This is a genomic window from Streptomyces yunnanensis, from assembly GCF_029011865.1.
GTDB classification, from domain to species: Bacteria; Actinomycetota; Actinomycetes; order Streptomycetales; family Streptomycetaceae; genus Streptomyces; species Streptomyces yunnanensis.
Map to the genome: position 1 here is coordinate 8,978,138 of NZ_CP095749.1, position 17,708 is coordinate 8,995,845.

At 71.3% G+C, this 17,708-nt stretch carries 18 protein-coding genes; 8 read left to right on the forward strand and 10 right to left on the reverse strand.

The features are described from left to right. The first annotated feature begins 186 nt into the window (after positions 1-186). Together MOV08_RS39305 and MOV08_RS39310 are read left to right on the forward strand one after the other, a co-directional pair. Positions 187-1,326 (forward strand): GDSL-type esterase/lipase family protein, encoded by a 1,140-nt coding sequence (locus MOV08_RS39305; RefSeq protein ID WP_275310925.1) that lies wholly within the window; start codon positions 187-189, stop codon positions 1,324-1,326. A 120-nt stretch (positions 1,327-1,446) separates the two neighbouring features. Beyond that, entirely contained in the window at positions 1,447-1,722 is a 276-nt protein-coding gene (locus MOV08_RS39310; RefSeq protein WP_275310927.1) for a Rossmann-fold NAD(P)-binding domain-containing protein, read from the forward strand. On the opposite strand, the gene MOV08_RS39315 is transcribed toward MOV08_RS39310, so the two are convergent. The 4 genes from MOV08_RS39315 to MOV08_RS39330 form a co-directional block, all read right to left on the reverse strand. After that, positions 1,706-1,945: a hypothetical protein gene (locus MOV08_RS39315; protein ID WP_018537390.1), complete on the reverse strand. Its 240-nt coding sequence runs from the start codon at positions 1,943-1,945 to the stop codon at positions 1,706-1,708. The genes MOV08_RS39310 and MOV08_RS39315 overlap by 17 nt on opposite strands. Then, the gene (locus MOV08_RS39320; RefSeq protein ID WP_039638985.1) at positions 1,942-2,250 is read right to left on the reverse strand and encodes a hypothetical protein; all 309 of its coding nucleotides are present in this window, start codon (positions 2,248-2,250) and stop codon (positions 1,942-1,944) included. The genes MOV08_RS39315 and MOV08_RS39320 overlap by 4 nt, the downstream gene beginning before the upstream one ends. A 151-nt stretch (positions 2,251-2,401) precedes the next feature. After that, complete coding sequence (locus MOV08_RS39325) at positions 2,402-3,109, reverse strand: maleylpyruvate isomerase family mycothiol-dependent enzyme (protein ID WP_275310928.1); 708 nt, start codon at positions 3,107-3,109, stop codon at positions 2,402-2,404. Positions 3,110-3,230: 121 nt separating this feature from the next. After that, positions 3,231-3,530 carry an LbetaH domain-containing protein gene (locus tag MOV08_RS39330; protein WP_159030974.1) on the reverse strand — a complete coding sequence of 100 codons (300 nt, stop codon included), beginning with the start codon at positions 3,528-3,530 and terminating at the stop codon, positions 3,231-3,233. Between the two features lie 159 nt (positions 3,531-3,689). Between MOV08_RS39330 and MOV08_RS39335 the strand changes: the two genes are divergently transcribed. Beyond that, on the forward strand, positions 3,690-4,427 hold the full coding sequence (locus MOV08_RS39335; RefSeq protein ID WP_275310930.1) for a L,D-transpeptidase family protein: 738 nt from the start codon (positions 3,690-3,692) through the stop codon (positions 4,425-4,427). A 71-nt stretch (positions 4,428-4,498) separates the two neighbouring features. On the opposite strand, the gene MOV08_RS39340 is transcribed toward MOV08_RS39335, so the two are convergent. After that, entirely contained in the window at positions 4,499-5,002 is a 504-nt protein-coding gene (locus MOV08_RS39340; protein WP_039638988.1) for a C40 family peptidase, read from the reverse strand. A gap of 217 nt (positions 5,003-5,219) precedes the next feature. Between MOV08_RS39340 and MOV08_RS39345 the strand changes: the two genes are divergently transcribed. Further along, complete coding sequence (locus tag MOV08_RS39345) at positions 5,220-6,044, forward strand: SDR family oxidoreductase (RefSeq protein WP_275310932.1); 825 nt, start codon at positions 5,220-5,222, stop codon at positions 6,042-6,044. Between the two features lie 9 nt (positions 6,045-6,053). Continuing rightward, positions 6,054-6,557, forward strand: coding sequence for a metallophosphoesterase family protein (locus MOV08_RS39350; protein ID WP_039642845.1), 504 nt, complete (start codon positions 6,054-6,056; stop codon positions 6,555-6,557). Between the two features lie 32 nt (positions 6,558-6,589). Here the strand turns inward: MOV08_RS39350 and MOV08_RS39355 are convergent, their stop codons facing one another. The 4 genes from MOV08_RS39355 to MOV08_RS39370 form a co-directional block, all read right to left on the reverse strand. Next, complete coding sequence (locus MOV08_RS39355; protein ID WP_275310933.1) at positions 6,590-7,099, reverse strand: mycothiol transferase; 510 nt, start codon at positions 7,097-7,099, stop codon at positions 6,590-6,592. A gap of 182 nt (positions 7,100-7,281) precedes the next feature. Next, a complete protein-coding gene (locus MOV08_RS39360) occupies positions 7,282-7,773 on the reverse strand; it encodes a hypothetical protein (RefSeq protein ID WP_275310935.1) in 492 nt (163 codons plus the stop codon). 227 nt (positions 7,774-8,000) lie between these two features. Next, a complete protein-coding gene (locus tag MOV08_RS39365; protein WP_275310937.1) occupies positions 8,001-8,747 on the reverse strand; it encodes a class I SAM-dependent methyltransferase in 747 nt (248 codons plus the stop codon). A gap of 235 nt (positions 8,748-8,982) precedes the next feature. Then, positions 8,983-9,774, reverse strand: a complete 792-nt coding sequence (locus tag MOV08_RS39370; protein WP_039638992.1) for a serine protease — start codon at positions 9,772-9,774, stop codon at positions 8,983-8,985. Positions 9,775-10,083: 309 nt separating this feature from the next. On the opposite strand from MOV08_RS39370, the gene MOV08_RS39375 reads away from it, so the two are divergent. Beyond that, positions 10,084-12,045 (forward strand): APC family permease, encoded by a 1,962-nt coding sequence (locus MOV08_RS39375; RefSeq protein WP_275310938.1) that lies wholly within the window; start codon positions 10,084-10,086, stop codon positions 12,043-12,045. Between the two features lie 18 nt (positions 12,046-12,063). Here MOV08_RS39375 and kdpB read toward each other — a convergent pair whose 3' ends face one another. Next, entirely contained in the window at positions 12,064-14,310 is a 2,247-nt protein-coding gene (gene kdpB, locus MOV08_RS39380; RefSeq protein WP_420834250.1) for a potassium-transporting ATPase subunit KdpB, read from the reverse strand. Between the two features lie 329 nt (positions 14,311-14,639). On the opposite strand from kdpB, the gene MOV08_RS39385 reads away from it, so the two are divergent. Both MOV08_RS39385 and MOV08_RS39390 read left to right on the forward strand, forming a co-directional pair. Continuing rightward, the gene (locus MOV08_RS39385) at positions 14,640-16,502 is read left to right on the forward strand and encodes a glycoside hydrolase family 15 protein (protein WP_039638993.1); all 1,863 of its coding nucleotides are present in this window, start codon (positions 14,640-14,642) and stop codon (positions 16,500-16,502) included. Positions 16,503-16,761: 259 nt separating this feature from the next. Next, positions 16,762-17,460 (forward strand): TnsA-like heteromeric transposase endonuclease subunit, encoded by a 699-nt coding sequence (locus MOV08_RS39390; protein ID WP_275306796.1) that lies wholly within the window; start codon positions 16,762-16,764, stop codon positions 17,458-17,460. The last annotated feature ends 248 nt before the right edge of the window (positions 17,461-17,708 follow it).

A 17,708-nucleotide genomic window follows, 5' to 3' on the forward strand; every position in this document is an offset into this window, starting at 1 on the left:
TCTCGTGTCGCATCCCTACGACCGGGCGGGCGGTCTCGGCCCGAACCGTGCCCCTTCCGCGGATTCGTGGACGGTGAGGGAAGTTTGCGCGGTGAGGCGTGCGCGTGTGTCAGGGTGGCGGTGGAGAACTCGTGGGTGCGTACACGCATCCGGACCTGAAGACGTTGGGGAGCGGTGACGGTGGCGATGCGGGAATTTCCGCTGGTGGGCGGCCCGGTGGAGTTACGGGGTGCGCTGGACCTGGAGAGGACGCCGGCGGGGGTGATGCCTCGCCGGTTGCCCGCGTGGACCAAGGAGCAGTACCAGGACCCGTCGGTCTACGGGGTGACGGTGATGCCTTCGGGGGTGCGCCTGGTGTTCCGCACCGATGCGCGTGAGCTGGAGTTCGAGGTGCTCACCTCCACCGGGCAGCTCGACACCGACCCCGAACCCCGCCCGACCGGGATGCTGGAACTGCTGGTGAACGGTGTTCACGCCGGGCGCCGACAAGCGCCTATAGGCAATGTGGTGCGGATGGCGGGCCCCGGGGCCGCGCAGCAGCTGGTCCCGGGAGAGCCGGGGACCGTCCGGTTCACCGGGCTGCCGGCCGGCATGAAGAACGTCGAGCTGTGGCTGCCGCAGCAGACCCCCACCGAACTGATGGCACTCCGTGCCGACGGCGAGGTGCTGGCGCCGCTGCCGGACGGTCGGCGCCGCTGGGTGCACCACGGCAGTTCCATCAGCCACTGCCTCGAAGCCAACGGCCCGACCGGCACCTGGCCGGTGGTGGCGGCCTCGCTCGGCGGAGTGGAGGCGATCAACCTCAGCCAGGCGGGCAACGCCATGCTCGACCCCTATGTCGCCCGGACGATCCGCGACATGCCCGCCGACCTGATCAGCCTCAAGGTGGGCATCAACATCGTGGGCCTGACCACCTTCCGGCTGCGGACGTTCGGCCCGGCGGTGCACGGGTTCCTGGACACGATCCGGGACGGGCACCCGGACACCCCGCTGCTGCTGATGTCCCCGGTGAGCTGTCCGGCACTTGAGGCGACCCCCGGTCCGACCGCGATGGGCCCGGACGGGAAGATCAAGGCCCTGGGCGACCCGGCCGAGGTGGCCTCCGGAGCGTTGTCGCTGAAGGTGGTCCGCGACGAACTGGCCCGAATCGTCGCGGCCCGGCGAGCACACGATCCCCACCTGCACTATCTCGACGGACGCGAACTGCTCGGCCCGGACGAGGCGGACGACCTCGCCGACGGCCTGCACCCCACCGCCGCCGCATACCGCCGGATGGGCAAGCGCTTCGCCGCGCACGCCTTCGCCGAGGACGGCCCGTTCCGCTGATCGACCGGGTGGACGGCCGGGGCAGGAGCGCGTCACGCGCTCGACGGAACGGTGAGCGGGGTGCGGTCCGTCCCGGCGTCCTGGGGGCGTGCCCGGCATGCGCCCGCCGTCAATCTTCCGGTGCGCGAACTGACCGAGCGATTCGCACAACTGACGGGTGCTCCGACCCCGCGGCCGGAGCGCCTGGACCGCGCCGCGCTCATCGCCCGGGCGGTGGAGACCCCGGTGCTGGGCGAATTCGTCGAGATGCTCTACGCCACCGAGAACCCCCACGTCCTGGACTCGACGGAGACCGAGCGGGTGCTCGGGGTGAGCCCCACGGAGCTCGACGAGGTGCTGTCGGCGACGGCACGGGGCGCGGGCTTCGAGCGGCGCCGGGTCAGCCCGCGTAGGTGAGTTGGACGAGGGTGATCTCGGTGTCTCCGATGAGGATGACGCCGGCGACGTGGCTGCGGGCGATGGTGCGCATGACCCCGTCGTCGGTCCCGTAGGGCTCGGAGTGGGACGGCGGGTCGATCAACGCGTCCAGCAGGAGCACCGACAGGTCCTGACGTGCCTCGTCGGGCAGGGACTTGTAGGTGGCGTGGAGGGCCGGGTCGAGGTGGAGCCGATAGGTCACGCGGCGCCCCGTCCGCGGGAGTCGCCGCCGGCGGCGGAGCGCAGTTCCTCGGCGCTCAGATCGATCAGACCGGCACGGTAGGAGGAGGGGAGGTGCCCGGACCCGCGGACGGCGGTCCGCAGGTCCTCGACCCGTTCGCGGTCGGCCTCGAAGGTCTCGATGAACGTGACCCAACGGTCCAGGACGGCCGGTACGTCATGGACATCGGTGAAGGTGATCTCCCGCATGAACGTCGCTCGCAACTCGGAATGCGGCAGGGCGTGGGCGATGCCGTCGACGGTCCACGACCGACCGGAGCTGCTCATCGGATCCTCCACACGACCTGCTGGCGCGGATGCGCGCGTCCACGGTAGCAATCCGCCGGTGCGGGTGGAGAGGGGCCCGGGCGGGTGGATCGCCGGTACGAGGGTCGGGCCGAGGACGGAGGTGTGCGGCGTGGACGTGGGTCCGGCGGCGTCAGATCCAGTACGGCGCGCGGGGGACCGGGCCGGGACCGGTGGTGGTCAGGCCGGTGCCGTCGGTGCGGCCGGTGAGCCAGCCGAGGAGGTCGGCCTGGGTGCCCGTGAGGGTCGGCCCGCCGGTGCCCAGTTCCTGGGCCAGTCCAGTGTCCGTCGCCTCGATGCGCAGCGGCGGGACGTCGGCGCGTCGGCGCTGGGCTTCGAGGAGGTCCTCGACGATCCACCGGCCGGCCTGGGGCGGTATGTCGGCGAAGGTGTAGCCGGCGGCCAAGTCGGCGTGGTGGACCTCCAGTTCGCGCAGTCGGGTGGGCACCAGGGACCCGGGGGTGCGCAGTTCGCCGGTGCGCATCCGCACCTCGTGGTACCAGGCGGCGTCCGGCAGGGTGCGCACGGCGTGGTCGAACCGCTCGGCGGTGGCCACGACATCGGCCGCCAACTCCCGGACGGGGCGGCGGGCGCCGGCCTCGATCTCGGCGGCCCGGGCGTCCATGCTGGCGTACTGCGGGGTTTCCACGCCGGTGCGGGCCCAGGTCAGCAGCCGGCAGAGGCTGTCGGTGGCGCGCGCGACATGGGTGATGACATGGCCGCGGGTCCACGGCGGCACCAGTGTGGCGCCGGCGATTTCCGCGTCGGCGAGTGCCCGGACGGTCTGCAGGAAGCGGTCCGTGGAGGCGGTGATGGGGCCCAGCGCCTCGGTCTTGTGCATCTCAGCCCTCGTATGCCGGTGGGATGACGCGTCCCCCTCGGGGCACGTCATTCGCATTGCGGAATATCAAGTCCGCATGTCGATAGCGCATGCGGACTCTAGGTGGTGCGTTTCGACCGCGTCAACCACCCGTCCAGAGCGCGAGAAGGTCCCCAACCGCCCTGATGTCGCTGGTGATGGGCGCCGCCGGCGACTCCTCGTCGGGGCGGCGCCGGATCGCCGCCGCGACGATCGGGCCATGTCCGGTCCGGACGCCCGACAGCACCGTCGACCGGCAGCCGGACCGGACGTCGTGGCCGACCACTGTGTCAGCGCGTCCGGGCAGGTCACCGAGGAGATCACCGTGGTCGCTCCACGGCCCGCACGTGATCGGGAACGGGAATGCCGAGGGGGTGTCAATCCGGTGGTCGGTACCGCTCATGATGAACCGCAACCCTTCGCCCGGGGCGCGGAACTTCCCGATCGCCAACCTCTTCGGCCCGCAAACCGTCGGCGCCGCACCTCCCCGATTTTGGCGCATAAGGCGCTGCCGCCAGCCCCCGTCCGCAACCGCTCCGCGGGGCGAGGAGTCCTAACGGACATGAAGCGACGCATACCCTTCCGACTCCGCAGACCCGTCGCCGGCGCCCTCGGCCGGCGAGCGGGCGCAGCGCTCGCCCTCACCTCCCTTGCCCTGCCCCTGACGGTCGCCATGAGTTCCCCCGCCCAGGCCGCCTCGTCGGGCTGCTACGGGCTCCTCGGCCCCTACCAGCGGCAGGCCGAGCGGTTCCTCGGACTCCAGGTCGACGGCCGCCAGTCGTCGTCCGACTGCCGCGCCATCCGTGCCTTCCAGACCAGCCACGGCATCACCCCCAACTACGGGTACGCCGGCCCCGTCACGTGGAACGTGATGCAACTGGTCGCCAGGCAGCGGGCGGCCGGCCACAACCCCAACAGCGCCCACAAGTGCCCCACCAACAAAGGGCGGATCGCCTGCGTCGACCTGACCCGGCAGCTCAGCTGGATCCAGGACGGCAAGCGCCTGGTGTACGGGCCGGTGCCGGTCCGCACCGGCCGTGAGGGCGGCGAGACCCGCACCGGCCTCAAGCGGATCTACTGGCGGCACCTGCACCACGTGTCGACGATCTACCACACGCCCATGCCTTACAGCCAGTTCTTCGACGGCGGCGAGGCGTTCCACGCCATCAGCGGCAGCGTGTGGTCCGCCCCCGGCTCGCACGGCTGCGTCAACATGCGCCCCAACGACGCGAAGAAGTACTGGTCGCTGCTGCACAACGGCGACGACGTGTACGTCTACGGCCACAAGCCGGGCACCTGAGCAGCACGCGGGCGTGCCGCACACACGGCCGGCACGCCCGCGCCCCGCCGGGTCGCCCCCGCCGCGCCCGGTCAGCGGGCCAGCAGGGTGTACAGCGCCATCGGCGTCACATAGCCGGGCCAGCGGCCGTCCGAGAACAGATGGACGTCCGCGTCCTGGTAGCACTGATCGACGAGCTGGGAGCAGATCATGTGCCGGCTGCTGGCCACATAGCGGCGCAGCCCCGGAACGGGCACATGGAGCCGGTGGGTGGCGATCGCCAGGTAGTCGAGGAAGCTGTAGGGCACGCCCACATAGCGGTCGGCCGCCGCGCAGATCCGTTCGCGCTGCTGCTCGGTGAGCTGCTCCGGGCAGACGTAGAGCACATCGGAGCCGTCGTACTCGCTGAGCGGCCGGATGCGCGCGCCGCCCGGCTCGGCCTCCAACAGCCGCTCGCCGGGCAGGACCAGGAAGGTGTGTTCGTAGTCGGCGAAGCCGTCACCGTTGATCCACTGGCCGAAGCGGATCAACCGGCCGGTGACCCCGGATATCTGGGTGAGCCCGATGTCACCGGGCAAGGGTTGGGTGTGCTTCATGAGCGGCTCCTGGGAGCGTGAGAAGCAGATTCCCTCGGGTGATACCCGGTGTTGGAGCGTCCGCACCGCGGCGGTGGAAGCCCACTGGCCCACCGGCCGCGCAGGTCGGTGGCGGGAGTGACACCGGCGATTGATGGTGCTTCTGTTGCCAGAAGGGGTAAACGTCCCGGGACGACCACGGGGGGACGCCAGCGACGACGAGGAGCACGAAACCATCATGGCCACCGGCAGCAGCCACATCCCGGCGACCTCGGACCGCACTCCGCACCCGGCGCCCACCGCGACCGACCGCACCCCGCTCGCGGGCGGCGTCGCGCTGGTGACCGGCGCCTCCAGCGGCATCGGCGCCGCCACCGCGCTGGCGTTGGCCCGGGAGGGCTGCTCCCTCGCGCTGGTCGCCCGCCGCGCCGACCGTCTGCACGCGTTGACGGAGACGATCGGCACGCAGGACGGCGGCCCGGCCCTCGTCCTGGCCGCCGACCTCGGCGACGGGGAGCAGCCGCACCAGGTGGTCCGGCGGGCCGTGCAGCACTTCGGCCGCCTGGACGTGCTGGTGAACAACGCCGGTTACGGCGCCCGCGCCGCGGTCGAGGACAGCGACCCCGAGGACTGGGACCGGATGGTCGACCTCAATCTCAAGGCCGTCCTGCGGATGTCGCACGCCGCGCTGCCGCACCTGCTGCGCGCGGCGGACTCCGGGCCGCGCGGCGTCGCCGACCTGGTGAACGTCAGCTCGGTCGCCGGCCGGGTGCCCCGCAAGGACAACAGCGTCTACTCCGCCACAAAGCACGCGGTGTGCTCCTTCAGCGAGGCCCTGCGCCAGGAGGTGACCGGTCGCGGCGTGCGCGTCGGACTGGTCGAACCCGGCATGACCACCACGGAGATGACCGTCGGCAGGCAGGCCGCATCGGCCCACGGCCTGCCCGAGGACACCTGGCTGCACGCCGAGGACATCGCCCGCGCCATCGCCTTCATGGTCACCCAGCCGGCCCGCGTCGCGGTCAACGAGATCACGGTCCGGCCCACCGCCCAGGAGCGCTGACCCGTGTCGCTGCGCCTGCTGCTCACCTCCGACACACACGTCCCCCAGCGCGCCAAGGCCCTGCCGCCACGGCTGCTGGACGCGATGGCGCGCGCCGACGTCGTCGTGCACGCGGGGGACTGGACCGACGCCGCCACCCTGGACCTGCTGCAGGCCCGCGCCCGCCGCCTGATCGCGGTGTACGGCAACAACGACGGTTCGCAACTCCGCGCCCGGCTGCCGGAGGTGGTCGACACGGACCTGGACGGACTGCGGCTGGGCGTGGTGCACGAGACCGGCCCCGCGCAGGGCCGGGAACGCCGCTGCGCCGACCGCTTCCCCGACCTCGACGTGCTGGTCTTCGGCCACAGCCACATCCCCTGGGACACCACGGCGGAGACCGGCCTGCGGCTGCTGAACCCCGGTTCCCCGACGGACCGCCGGCGGCAGCCCTTCTGTACGTACATGACCGCGGAGGTCGCCGACGGCCGGCTCACCGGCGTGGTGCTGCACCGCCTGCCGCTCCGGCGGTGAGCCGGGCCGCGCCACCCCGGGCGCCCGCCGGCTCACCTGCCCAGCAGGCCCCGCACATAGGCCGCCTGGCCGGCGTGCTGGAGATCGTCCGTGATCACGCTGACCAGGCGGACGCCCAGGGTGACCGGCGGCGACCAGTTCCGGTCGACGACCCGGTCGAGGTCCTTCACGCCGAGCGTGCCGAGGTGGCGCACCGTGCTCTCGTGCACCGCCGCGTGATAGCCCGTCAGCAGCTGGGCGCTCAGCCCCCGCACCTTCGCCACGTCCTTGCGGGAGTGCCCGTAGCCGGTGTCCTCCTCGGCGAACGGCAGCCCGTACGCCTCGTACCACTCGTCCGCGCCCCAGATCTGCTCGGTGCCGGCCACCCCCGCGACATGGTCGTCCTGCACCCGGGTGAGGTGCCAGACCAGCCAGGCGATGGAGTTGCCGCGCCCGTCGGGGCGGGTGGCGAGCTCCTCGGGGTCGAGGCCGTCGACCACCTCCTCGACGACCTCGCGGATCCGGCCGAAGGCGTCGACGAGCAGGGCGGTGCTGGCGGACATGGCGGCTCCGTACGGTGGGGGACGGCCGGTGACTGAGGCCGGCCCATCGTCGCAAGCCGGGGCCGGGGCCGCCGCCCGGCGCACCGCCACGGACTGCCGCTCCGCCGCATGGCGGAGGCCCGGCGCCGACCGGGCAGTTTCTGGGGGTCGGCGCCGGGCCCCGGCCGGCGGGTGACGGGGCGTCAGGACCGCGTGGACCGGATTGCGAGGGTGTCGAGCAGGGCCTGCACCGGCCGCAGCGCACGGTCGCTAGGGCCGACCACGGAGAGGATGTGGGGGAGCGGTTCCACCACGCGGACCAGCCGACCCGCCCGGAGGTAGGGGTTGGGGTCGCGCAGCGCGGTTTCCAGGGCGGCCCGGGTCCAGTACGTCCGGGCCAGGCCCAGTGCCCAGCGGTGCTCGTCGTCGTAGGGCAGCCACCGGCCGGTGGTGTAGGCGTCCGCGAGGTCGTGGGCCTGACGGGACATCATCTGCCAGCTGAAGTCCTCCTCGATCAGCTCGCGGCGTCGGCGACCGGGGCGGTCCTCACTGCACGGTGCACACAGCCGTACCTGCCGCTGCGGGCCGATCGGGGGGCCCACCGCCGGGGCGGGCGGCTGGAGGGAGGGGCGTCGGTAATGGCACAGGTCGCAGGTGGCCGCGCCCGTGGTCGAAGGGTCCGGATATGAACTCACGAAGGACTCAACGACGCAGTCGTGACCGGGTGGCGTGGCTCCTGCGTGGCGAACTCCGGCGGCGGTGCCGGGTCGTGCTGAGGCATGTCAACAACTTTAGCCGGCCCAGGAGTTGGCCAATGGCTGCCCACACAACAGTCACAATTGGGCATGTACACGTTCTGTTCACCCCGGGGTGTTCCCCGCACGGACCACCCCGGCGGTGTCGTGCCGCCCTCCCCGGTCGCTCAGCCGGCCGCCGGACCCGACCTCGTCGCCACCACCAGCCGGCCGCGCGGACTGCCGTCCGCCCGCCGCCCCCACTCTGGCACCGGCCGCAACTCCACCGCGAACCCGGCCCGCGCCAGCTCCGCGCTCACCTCGGCCAGCCGGAAACCCCGGTAATACATCACGAACCGCGGCCGCCACAGCGCGTTGCGGACCCGCATCGCCGCATCGAAACCCAACAGCGCCCAGTACAGCGGCGACCCCGGCCGCGCGGGCGCCAGCACCGGGAACACGAACCGCCCACCGGGCCGCAACACCGACCGCACCTGCTCGAACAACACCGGCCGCTCCCGCGGCAGGAAGTGCCCGAACGCCCCGAAACTCACCACGACGTCGAAGACCGGCCCGAACGGCAGCGCCCGCGCGTCCGCCCGCACCCACTCCACCCGGGGGCCACCCCCATCGGGCGCCCGCTCGCGGTCCCGCCCCACCGCGAGCATCCCGGCACTGATGTCGACCCCGGTCACCCGCTCCCGGCACACCTGCCGCAGCACGCCCACCCCCGCGCCCGTGCCACAGCACAGATCCAGGCCGCCGGCGAACGGGCCGAGCTCCCGCAGCTCCCGCACCACCGGATCCAGCACCGCCGCCGGCGTCCGGAACGGCGTGCGGTCGAACTTCGGGGCCAGCAGGTCATAGCCCCGCTCGACGGACGACAACGCCTGCACGGCGAGCTCACGGAACGTAGGACCCTCGGGTGCGAACACCGCGTCAGCATAGGCGCCCGGCCTGTCCTAGGGCCTGTCGTCAAACTCCCGCCTGCCTCGCGACGCCTGGCACGCACTCCCCCACGCCTTAAGGGCGCGGGGGGACCCCCATGCTGCGTTGTCGGGCTCATCCCGGTACGCCCGGTACCGGGATGACCCTCCGCCTTGAGATCGCACGCACCAGACGCCGCGAGGCCCGCCCTCCGGGCGAACGACGGGAGTTTGACGACAGGCCCTAGGACCGGGCGATGTACGCGTGGATCGACGGATCGCTGACCTTGGTGTAGACGCCGGGATGCCCGGGCGAGGCGCACCCCGTCCCCCATGACGCGATCCCCGCCAGGTACCCGTCCACCACCAGCGGGCCCCCGCTGTCGCCCTGGCACGCGTCCTTGCGCCCGCCCTCGTAGCCGTAGCACGTCATCCGCGGGGTGATCGAGGACGTCCCGTACGCCCCCTTGCAGTACGTGTCGCTGAGCTTGGGCACATCGACCCGCCGCAGCCGCTCCGGCAGTGTGCCGCCGTCCCGCGTCGCACCCCAGCCGGTGACCGTCGCCGGTGTGCCGGTGATCGGCTCCCTGCCCTCCGGCAGCAGCGGAACCGCGCGCACCCCGGCCCCGAAATCCAGCGGGGACGCCAGTTCCAGCACCGCCACGTCGTAGTCGATCGTGGCCGCGTTGAACTTCGGGTGCCGCAACACCCGCGCCACCGGCACGATCTGCCCGCCCGACCCGCGCACGCTGCTGCCCGCCTGGACGGTCAAGGAGTCCGGCGGCGCCCCCACGGTGCAGTGCGCCGCGGTCACCACCGCATCGGCGCGGATGATCGAACCACCGCAGATGTGTCCGCCGCGGCTGCGCAACGACACCTGCCACGGCACGTCCCGCACGTCCGCGTTCCGCCCGCCCACGATGCGGGTGTCCGGCGCCACCGGACCGCCCGCCGCCGTCGCCGGTGGAACCGACGTCAGCACCGCACCGCACACCGCGACCGCCGCCGCCCCTCGCCGCAACCATGACCGTGCCATTCCGCCTCCCGCATCCGAGTCGGCCCGGACCCCTCCTTGTCAAGCGATCCTCAACGACGGCGCGGCGCATCGGGGCGAAGTGCCGGCTCATTCCATCGATGTGGTGGTATTCGGCCGGGTGGTGTTTGGGCGCGCGCCCGGGCCCCCGACGGGCGCGCCGACGCCGTGCCGGCCCCGCCGCGCGCTCCCCTCCCCGAGACACGATCCGCCCGTGCCCTCGAACACCACGGCGAGGACCCCGGAAGTGCGTACGCTGAACCAGCCGCCTCACGATGGCCGGATCCTTTCGGTTTACGACAGGAGCACACGATGGCCGCCTCCGTCCCTGCCGGTAGCGCCTCCAAAGCCACGCCGCGGCAACGCCTGCGCGCCTGGATGCTGCAGGGCCTGGCGGACATGGGCAGGCACCAGCACGTCGAACCGCCCTCCGCCCACCACGGACAGCGCTGGTGGCGCGTGATGTGCCTGACGGGTGTGGACTACTTCTCCACCCTCGGATACCAGCCCGGCATCGCGGCCCTGGCCGCCGGTCTCCTCTCGCCCGTCGCCACCCTCGTCCTGGTCGCCGTCACCCTCGCCGGCGCACTCCCCGTATACCGCCGCGTCGCCACCGAGAGCCCGCACGGCCAGGGCTCCATCGCCATGTTGGAGCGGCTGCTGTCCTTCTGGAAGGGCAAGCTGTTCGTCCTCACCCTCCTCGGCTTCGCGGCCACCGACTTCCTCATCACCATCACCCTGTCGGCCGCCGACGCCGCCACCCACCTCGTCGAGAACCCGCACGTCCACAGCGCGCTCCAGGGCCGCCAGATGGTCGTCACGCTGATCCTGATCGCCCTGCTCGGCGCGGTCTTCCTCAAGGGCTTCCTCGAAGCGATCGGTGTGGCCGTCGTCCTGGTGGGCGGCTACCTCGCGCTCAACGCCGTCGTCGCGGTCGTCGGTGTCTGGCACGTGGTCACCGCCGAACACGTCGTCACCGACTGGTCCCGGGCACTGACCACCCAGCACGGCAGTGTTCCGGCCATGATCGCGGTGGCTCTCGTCGTCTTCCCCAAACTCGCCCTGGGCCTCTCCGGCTTCGAGACCGGCGTCGCGGTCATGCCGCACATCGAGGGCGACACCGACGACACCGAGGAACGCCCCACCGGACGGATCCGCGGCGCCAAGAAGCTGCTGACCACGGCCGCCGTCATCATGAGCATCTTCCTCATCATCACCAGCTTCGTCACCACCCTCCTGATCCCCGCCGCCGCCTTCAAACCCGGCGGAGCCGCCAACGGCCGTGCCCTTGCCTACCTCTCCCACGAGTACCTCGGCTCCGCCTTCGGCACCGTCTACGACGTCGCCACCATCGCCATCCTCTGGTTCGCCGGCGCCTCGGCCCTGGCCGGCCTGCTCAACCTGATGCCGCAGTACCTCCCGCGCTACGGCATGGCGCCCTCCTGGGCCCGCGCGGTCCGTCCCATGGTGCTCGTCTTCATCGCCGTCGCCTTCCTGGTCACCTGGATCTTCGACGCCGACGTCGACGCCCAGGGCGGCGCCTACGCGACCGGCGTCCTCGTCCTCATCGCCTCCGCGGCGATCGCCGTGACCATCGCCGCCCACCGTGCCGGGCAACGCGGCTGGACCATCGGATTCGCCGTGATCTCCGTGGTGTTCCTCTACACCACCGTCACCAACGTCATCGAACGGCCCGACGGCGTGAAGATCGGTGCCTGCTTCATCGCCGGCATCATCCTGCTCTCCTTCACCTCACGGCTCGCCCGCGCCTTCGAACTCCGCGTCACCGAGGTCATCCTGGACGACACCGCGGCACGCTTCGTCCGCGACATCGCCCAGCGCCGCATCCGCTTCATCGCCAACGAGCCCGACCAGCGCGACTTCGCCGAATACCGCGACAAGGCCCAGCAGATCCGCGCCGACAACGACATCCCGCCCGAGGACGACCTGGTGTTCGTCGAGGTCACCATCCGCGACCCCTCCGAGTTCGAAAGCGCGCTGCACGTCCACGGCCACGTCATGCACGACCGCTACCGGGTGCTCTGCCTGGAGAGCTCCACCGTCTCCAACGCCCTGGCCGCCCTCCTGCTCTACGTCCGGGACACCACCGGGCGACGCCCGCACATCTACTTCGAATGGACCGAGGGCAACCCCTTCGCCCAGTTCCTGCGCTTCTTCCTCTTCGGCCAGGGCGAGGTCGCCCCCGTCACCCGTGAGGTACTGCGCGAGGCGGAACCGGACCGCGACCGACGACCACGGGTCCACGTCGGCTGAGCCGCGGACCCGTCACCGTCACCCCAGCCCCGGAATCCCCGAGATCAGCAGATCGATCAGCTTGATGCCGACGAACGGCGCCACCAGTCCGCCCAGTCCGAAGAACGCCAGGTTGCGGCGCAACAGGTCGTGGGCGGACGCCGGCCGATAGCGCACCCCGCGCAGCGCCAGCGGAATCAGCGCCACGATCACCAACGCATTGAAGATGATCGCCGAGGTGATCGCCGACGTCGGGCTGTGCAGCCCCATCACGTTCAGCGCCGCCAGCCCAGGATACGCCCCCGCGAACATCGCCGGAATGATCGCGAAGTACTTGGCCACGTCATTGGTGATCGAGAACGTGGTCAACGCGCCCCGGGTGATGAGCAGTTGCTTGCCCACCTCCACGATCTCGATCAACTTGGTCGGGTTGGAGTCCAGATCCACCATGTTCCCGGCCTCCTTGGCGGCGGAGGTGCCGGTGTTCATCGCCACGCCGACGTCCGCCTGCGCCAGCGCCGGCGCGTCGTTCGTCCCGTCGCCCGTCATCGCCACCAGCCGGCCGCCCGCCTGCTCCCGGACGATCAGTGCGAGCTTGTCCTCCGGCGCGGCCTCCGCCAAGTAGTCGTCCACCCCCGCCTCCTGGGCGATCGCCCGGGCCGTCAGCGGATTGTCGCCCGTGACCATCACCGTCCGGATGCCCATCCGACGCAACTCGGCGAACCGCTCCCGGATGCCGTCCTTCACCACGTCCTTCAGGTGCACCACGCCCAGCACCCGGGGTCCCTGCCGGTCGTCCATCGCCACCAACAGCGGCGTCCCCCCGGACGCGCCGATCGTGTCACTGAACAACCGTGCCTCGGCCGGCACTTCGCCGCCCCGCTGCACCACCCAGTCGATGATCTGCGCGGCCGCGCCCTTGCGGAGCACCACCTCGCCCGGATACTCAGACGGCCGCCCCGCCGCGCCCTCGGGCGCCGCCGCGGACCCACCGTCGCCGTGCGCCCAGCGCAGATCCACCCCGCTCATCCGCGTCCGCGCGCTGAACGGCACATACCGGATGAAGGCCAGCTCGCCCTCGGCCGGCGCCTGCAACCCGTACTTCTCCCGGGCCAGCGCCACCACCGACCGCCCCTCGGGCGTGGTGTCCGCCAACGACGAGAGGGCGGCGGCATCGGCCAGCGCCAGCTCGTCCAGCCCCGGCAGCGGAACGAACGCCACCGCCTCCCGGTGACCGAGCGTGATCGTGCCGGTCTTGTCGAGCAGCAGGGTGTTGATGTCCCCCGCGGCCTCCACCGCACGGCCCGACATGGCCACCACATTGCGCTGCACCAGACGGTCCATCCCGGCGATCCCGATCGCCGACAGCAGCGCCCCGATGGTCGTCGGGATCAGCGTCACCAGCAGGGCCACCAGCACCGCCGTCTGCTGGGCGGCGCCCGCGTACGTCGCCATCGGCTGCAGCGTGACGACCACCAGGAGGAAGATGATGGTCAGCGCGGCCAGCAGGATGTGCAGCGCGATCTCATTGGGCGTCCGCTGCCGGGCGGCACCCTCCACCAGCGCGATCATCCGGTCCAGGAACGAATGCCCGGCCCGCGACGTCACCCGGACCACGATCCGGTCCGACAGCACGGTCGTCCCGCCCGTCACACCGGAGCGATCACCGCCCGCCTCGCGGAGCACCGGCGCCGACTCCCCGGTCACCGCGGACTCGTCGACGCTCGCCACCCCCTCGACCACCTCGCCGTCCGCCGGAATCGGCTCACCCGCGGCCACCACCACGAAGTCGAACGGCCGGAGGTCGGACGCCGGAACGACCTCGGTCACGGCACGGCCCAGATTGACGCCCACCCGCCAGTTGTCCCGCAGCCGCCGGGCCGTGAGATCCGTCCGGGCCCGGCGCAGCGACGCCGCCTGCGCCCTGCCGCGGCCCTCCGCCACCGCCTCCGCGAGCTGCGCGAACAGCACCGTCAGCCACAGCCACCCACTGATCACCCAGCTGAACACCGACGGGTACAGCACCGCGGACAGCGTGGTCAGCAGAGATCCGCAGGCTACGACGAAGAGCACCGGATTCCGGGCCAGTACCCGCGGATGCAGCTTGCGCAACGCCTCCGGCAGGGCTGTGAGCAGTACCCGTGGATCGAACAGCCCGGCCGGCGCCCGTCGTCGCCGTCCCCGGTGGCCACCGGCCCCCGACCCGCCACGGGCGGGCACACCGCCCATGCCGTCCGCCGGAGCCTGCGGCGCGAGAGGGGAAACGCGGGACGGGGCAGGAGGCATGCGCATGCTTTCTGGAGGGACGGGCACGGGGAGCGACCGGGAGACGTCGGCCCCCGGTCGCGGACCTGAGGCATGGGGCACCGGACGGCCTCCGACCTGCGCGTCCGCCGTCCGCGGCCGTCTCCCGGCCGGGACCGAATCTAGGGCCTCGTCCACCGGCGAGGCTCCGCCCGCGGACGGAATTTGCGGCTCTCTTACGGCGCTGGCCACGCCTTGTCGCCGACGGCCCTCGGACCGGCCCGGTCGCCGGGCGGAGGGGCGGTGGCGGGCCGCCCGGAGTTAGCCTGAATCCACTGCTCCTGCTCGTCCCCCAGCGCAGGGGAGGTCCGATGACGACGCCCACGGGGCTCATGGCGACACCCACCGCGAGCCTGCGCACCACCCGAGCCGACGCCGCCCGCTACGTCCCGATCGCCGAACACGGCCTGATCGGGGACATGCGCACCGCGGCCCTCGTCGGCACCAACGGCACCATCGACTGGTACTGCTGCACCCGTTTCGACGCGCCCAGTGTCTTCGCCGCGATCCTGGACGCCGACCGCGGCGGGGCCTTCGAACTCGCCCCGGACGTGCCGACCCGCACCAAGCAGTTCTACTTCCCCGACACCAACATCCTGATCACCCGCTTCTTCGCCGACCACGGCGTCGGCGAGGTCCAGGACTTCATGCCGATCGTCGACGACTCCCGTGAGGCGGACCGACACCGGCTGATCCGGCGGGTGCTCTGCGTCCGGGGATCCCTGCCGTTCTCGGTGCGCGTGGCACCCCGCTTCGACTACGGCCGGCAACAGCACACCGTCCGCCCCCACCACCGCGGCCTGACCGTCTTCGACTCCCCGGAACTCTCCCTCGCCCTGACCTCCAGCGTGCCGGTCGAGATCGACGGGCCCGACGCCCGCTCCTCCTTCACGCTCGCCGAGGGCGAGTCCGCGGTCTTCGCGCTCGACCGCATCGGCGACGGCGTGGAGCCCCGGTTCTGCGCCGTCCAGGAGGCCGAGCAGCTCTTCGGGGCCACCGTGCGCTACTGGCGCGGCTGGCTCGCGCACTCCCGCTACCGGGGCCGCTGGCGGGAGATGGTGCACCGCTCCGCGCTCACCCTCAAGCTGCTCACCTACGCGCCCACCGGCGCCATCGTCGCCGCCCCCACCACCAGCCTGCCCGAGCAGATCGGCGGCGAGCGCAACTGGGACTACCGGTACGCCTGGGTGCGGGACGCCGCCTTCTGCATCTACGCCCTGCTCCGCCTCGGCTTCACCGACGAAGCGGAATCCTTCGTGCGCTTCCTCTCCTCGAAGATCTGCCTGAAGGACTGCGCCCACGGCCCGCTGCAGATCATGTACGGCATCGACGGCCGCAGCGAACTCCCCGAAGAGGAACTCCAGCACCTGGAAGGCCACTTGGGATCCGCGCCGGTCCGCATCGGCAACAACGCCGTCAACCAGCTCCAGCTCGACATCTACGGCGCGCTCATCGACTCCCTCTACCTCTACGACAAATGGGGGCAGCCGCTCTCCAGCGACCACTGGGACACCGTCTGCAACCTGGTGAACTGGGTCTGCGACAACTGGGACCAGCCGGACGAGGGCATCTGGGAGACCCGCGGCAAGATCCAGAACTTCCTCTACTCACAGCTGATGTGCTGGGTGGCCATCGAACGGGCCATGCGGATCGCCCGCCACCGCGGACTGCCCGCCGACATGATCCGCTGGGGACGGGAGCGCGACGCGATCTACCGACGCATCATGCAGCGCGGCTGGTCCACCGAGCGCCGGGCGTTCGTCCAGCACGAGGGTGACGACGTGCTGGACGCCGCGGTCCTGATGATGCCGCTGGCCAAGTTCATCTCGCCGACCGACCCGAAGTGGCTCTCCACCCTGGACGTCCTCGGCGAGGAACTGGTCTCCGACTCCCTGGTCTACCGCTACGACCCCAAGGCCAGCCCCGACGGGCTCCGGGGCGAGGAAGGCACCTTCTCCATCTGCTCGTTCTGGTACGTGGAGGCACTCTCCCGCGCGGGCCGGGTGGACGAGGCCCGGCTCGCCTTCGAGAAGATGCTCACCTACGCCAACCACGTCGGCCTCTTCGCCGAGGAGATCGGCCGCACCGGCGAACAGATCGGCAACTTCCCCCAGGCGTTCACCCACCTGGCACTGATCAGCGCCGCGTTCAACCTCGACCGGGCCCTGGGCTGACCCGCGCCCGCGGCTGTGGGATCCCGTTTCCCGCGTCGGATTCCGCGCGGGAATGTCGTAGCTGTGTCGGATACGACATGCGGACGGGATTCATGCCTCCTTCTCTAGTAGTTCCCCTCTTTGTGTACCGGAGCGTCCCGGTCGTCATCAACGCAGACGACCGGGGCATGCCAACGGCGTTCGGCGGTCGATCAAGCCGCCCTGGAGAACGCGAGTTTGGGGTCCGATGAGCACGACAGATCTGGCTACGTCGTTACAGGTGAGTGTCCGGAAGACCGACGAGTCCGTGGTGGAGGATCTGGAGTGGGCGTCCGTGCCACTCGATCTCCTGCGGAAGGCACAGCCGTGGCGGACGTTCCGCTGGCACAAGGGCCAGCAGCACTACTCGGGCACGTACTGGGCGGCGACGGTACGCGACCATGTGATCTACGAGTCGCGGTTGGAACTGGCACGGCTGCTGTTCGCGGACTTCGCCCCGAACGTCCGGCATGTCGTCGCTCAGCCTTTCCTGCTCAAGGCAGAGGTTGAGGGCAAGCTACGGCGGCACATCCCGGACTATCTGCTGTTGACGGATGACGGGCCGGTGGTCGTGGATGTCAAGCCGCGGCATCGGCTGGAGCGGCCCAAAGTCGCGTTCACGTTCGCGTGGACTCGTGCGGCGGTCGCCTCCCGCGGGTGGCGTTACGAGGTCTGGAGTGAACCGGACCTTCATGAGCTGGAGAACATCCGCTTCCTCGCCGGCTACCGCAGGGACTGGTTGTTCGATCCGGGCCTCTTGGACGGCCTGCGGGCCTGTGAGCTGGAGGGACGGTCGCTGCGTGAGGCTTTCCGGCTGCTGCCCGATCGTCCCCGGCCGCTGGTGAAGTCGGCGGTGCTGCACCTGCTGTGGTCTGGGCACGTGACGACGGAGCTGGACCGGCCGCTCAGCTCGGGGCACGTGTTGAGGAGGGCCGCATGAGCGGGGCGGGAACACGGCTTGGTGTCGGCACGCGCTTCAGGCTCGACGGCGAGACGGTCGAGGTCGTGGAGCTCGCGAGCCTGGCTACGGGTATGGAGGTCATCCTCAAGGACGCCCGTGACCGGCTGGCGCGGATGTCGGTACGGGAACTGCTGACCTCGGATCGAGCTGAGGTGATCCCCAAGGACGGGGGTCCGGCCGCCGACGACGTTGAGTTGGCTGCCGTGGTGCTGGGTCGGCTGACCAAG

Coding starts and splice junctions, on each gene's coding strand:
- MOV08_RS39385 (WP_039638993.1), top strand. CDS start 14,640: ATGACGACGCCCACGGGGCTCATGGCGACACCCACCGCGAGCCTGCGC.
- MOV08_RS39320 (WP_039638985.1), bottom strand. CDS start 2,250: ATGAGCAGCTCCGGTCGGTCGTGGACCGTCGACGGCATCGCCCACGCC.
- MOV08_RS39330 (WP_159030974.1), bottom strand. CDS start 3,530: ATGAGCGGTACCGACCACCGGATTGACACCCCCTCGGCATTCCCGTTC.
- MOV08_RS39340 (WP_039638988.1), bottom strand. CDS start 5,002: ATGAAGCACACCCAACCCTTGCCCGGTGACATCGGGCTCACCCAGATA.
- MOV08_RS39370 (WP_039638992.1), bottom strand. CDS start 9,774: ATGGCACGGTCATGGTTGCGGCGAGGGGCGGCGGCGGTCGCGGTGTGC.
- MOV08_RS39375 (WP_275310938.1), top strand. CDS start 10,084: ATGGCCGCCTCCGTCCCTGCCGGTAGCGCCTCCAAAGCCACGCCGCGG.
- MOV08_RS39355 (WP_275310933.1), bottom strand. CDS start 7,099: ATGTCCGCCAGCACCGCCCTGCTCGTCGACGCCTTCGGCCGGATCCGC.
- MOV08_RS39305 (WP_275310925.1), top strand. CDS start 187: ATGCGGGAATTTCCGCTGGTGGGCGGCCCGGTGGAGTTACGGGGTGCG.
- MOV08_RS39325 (WP_275310928.1), bottom strand. CDS start 3,109: ATGCACAAGACCGAGGCGCTGGGCCCCATCACCGCCTCCACGGACCGC.
- MOV08_RS39345 (WP_275310932.1), top strand. CDS start 5,220: ATGGCCACCGGCAGCAGCCACATCCCGGCGACCTCGGACCGCACTCCG.
- kdpB (WP_420834250.1), bottom strand. CDS start 14,310: ATGCCTCCTGCCCCGTCCCGCGTTTCCCCTCTCGCGCCGCAGGCTCCG.
- MOV08_RS39335 (WP_275310930.1), top strand. CDS start 3,690: ATGAAGCGACGCATACCCTTCCGACTCCGCAGACCCGTCGCCGGCGCC.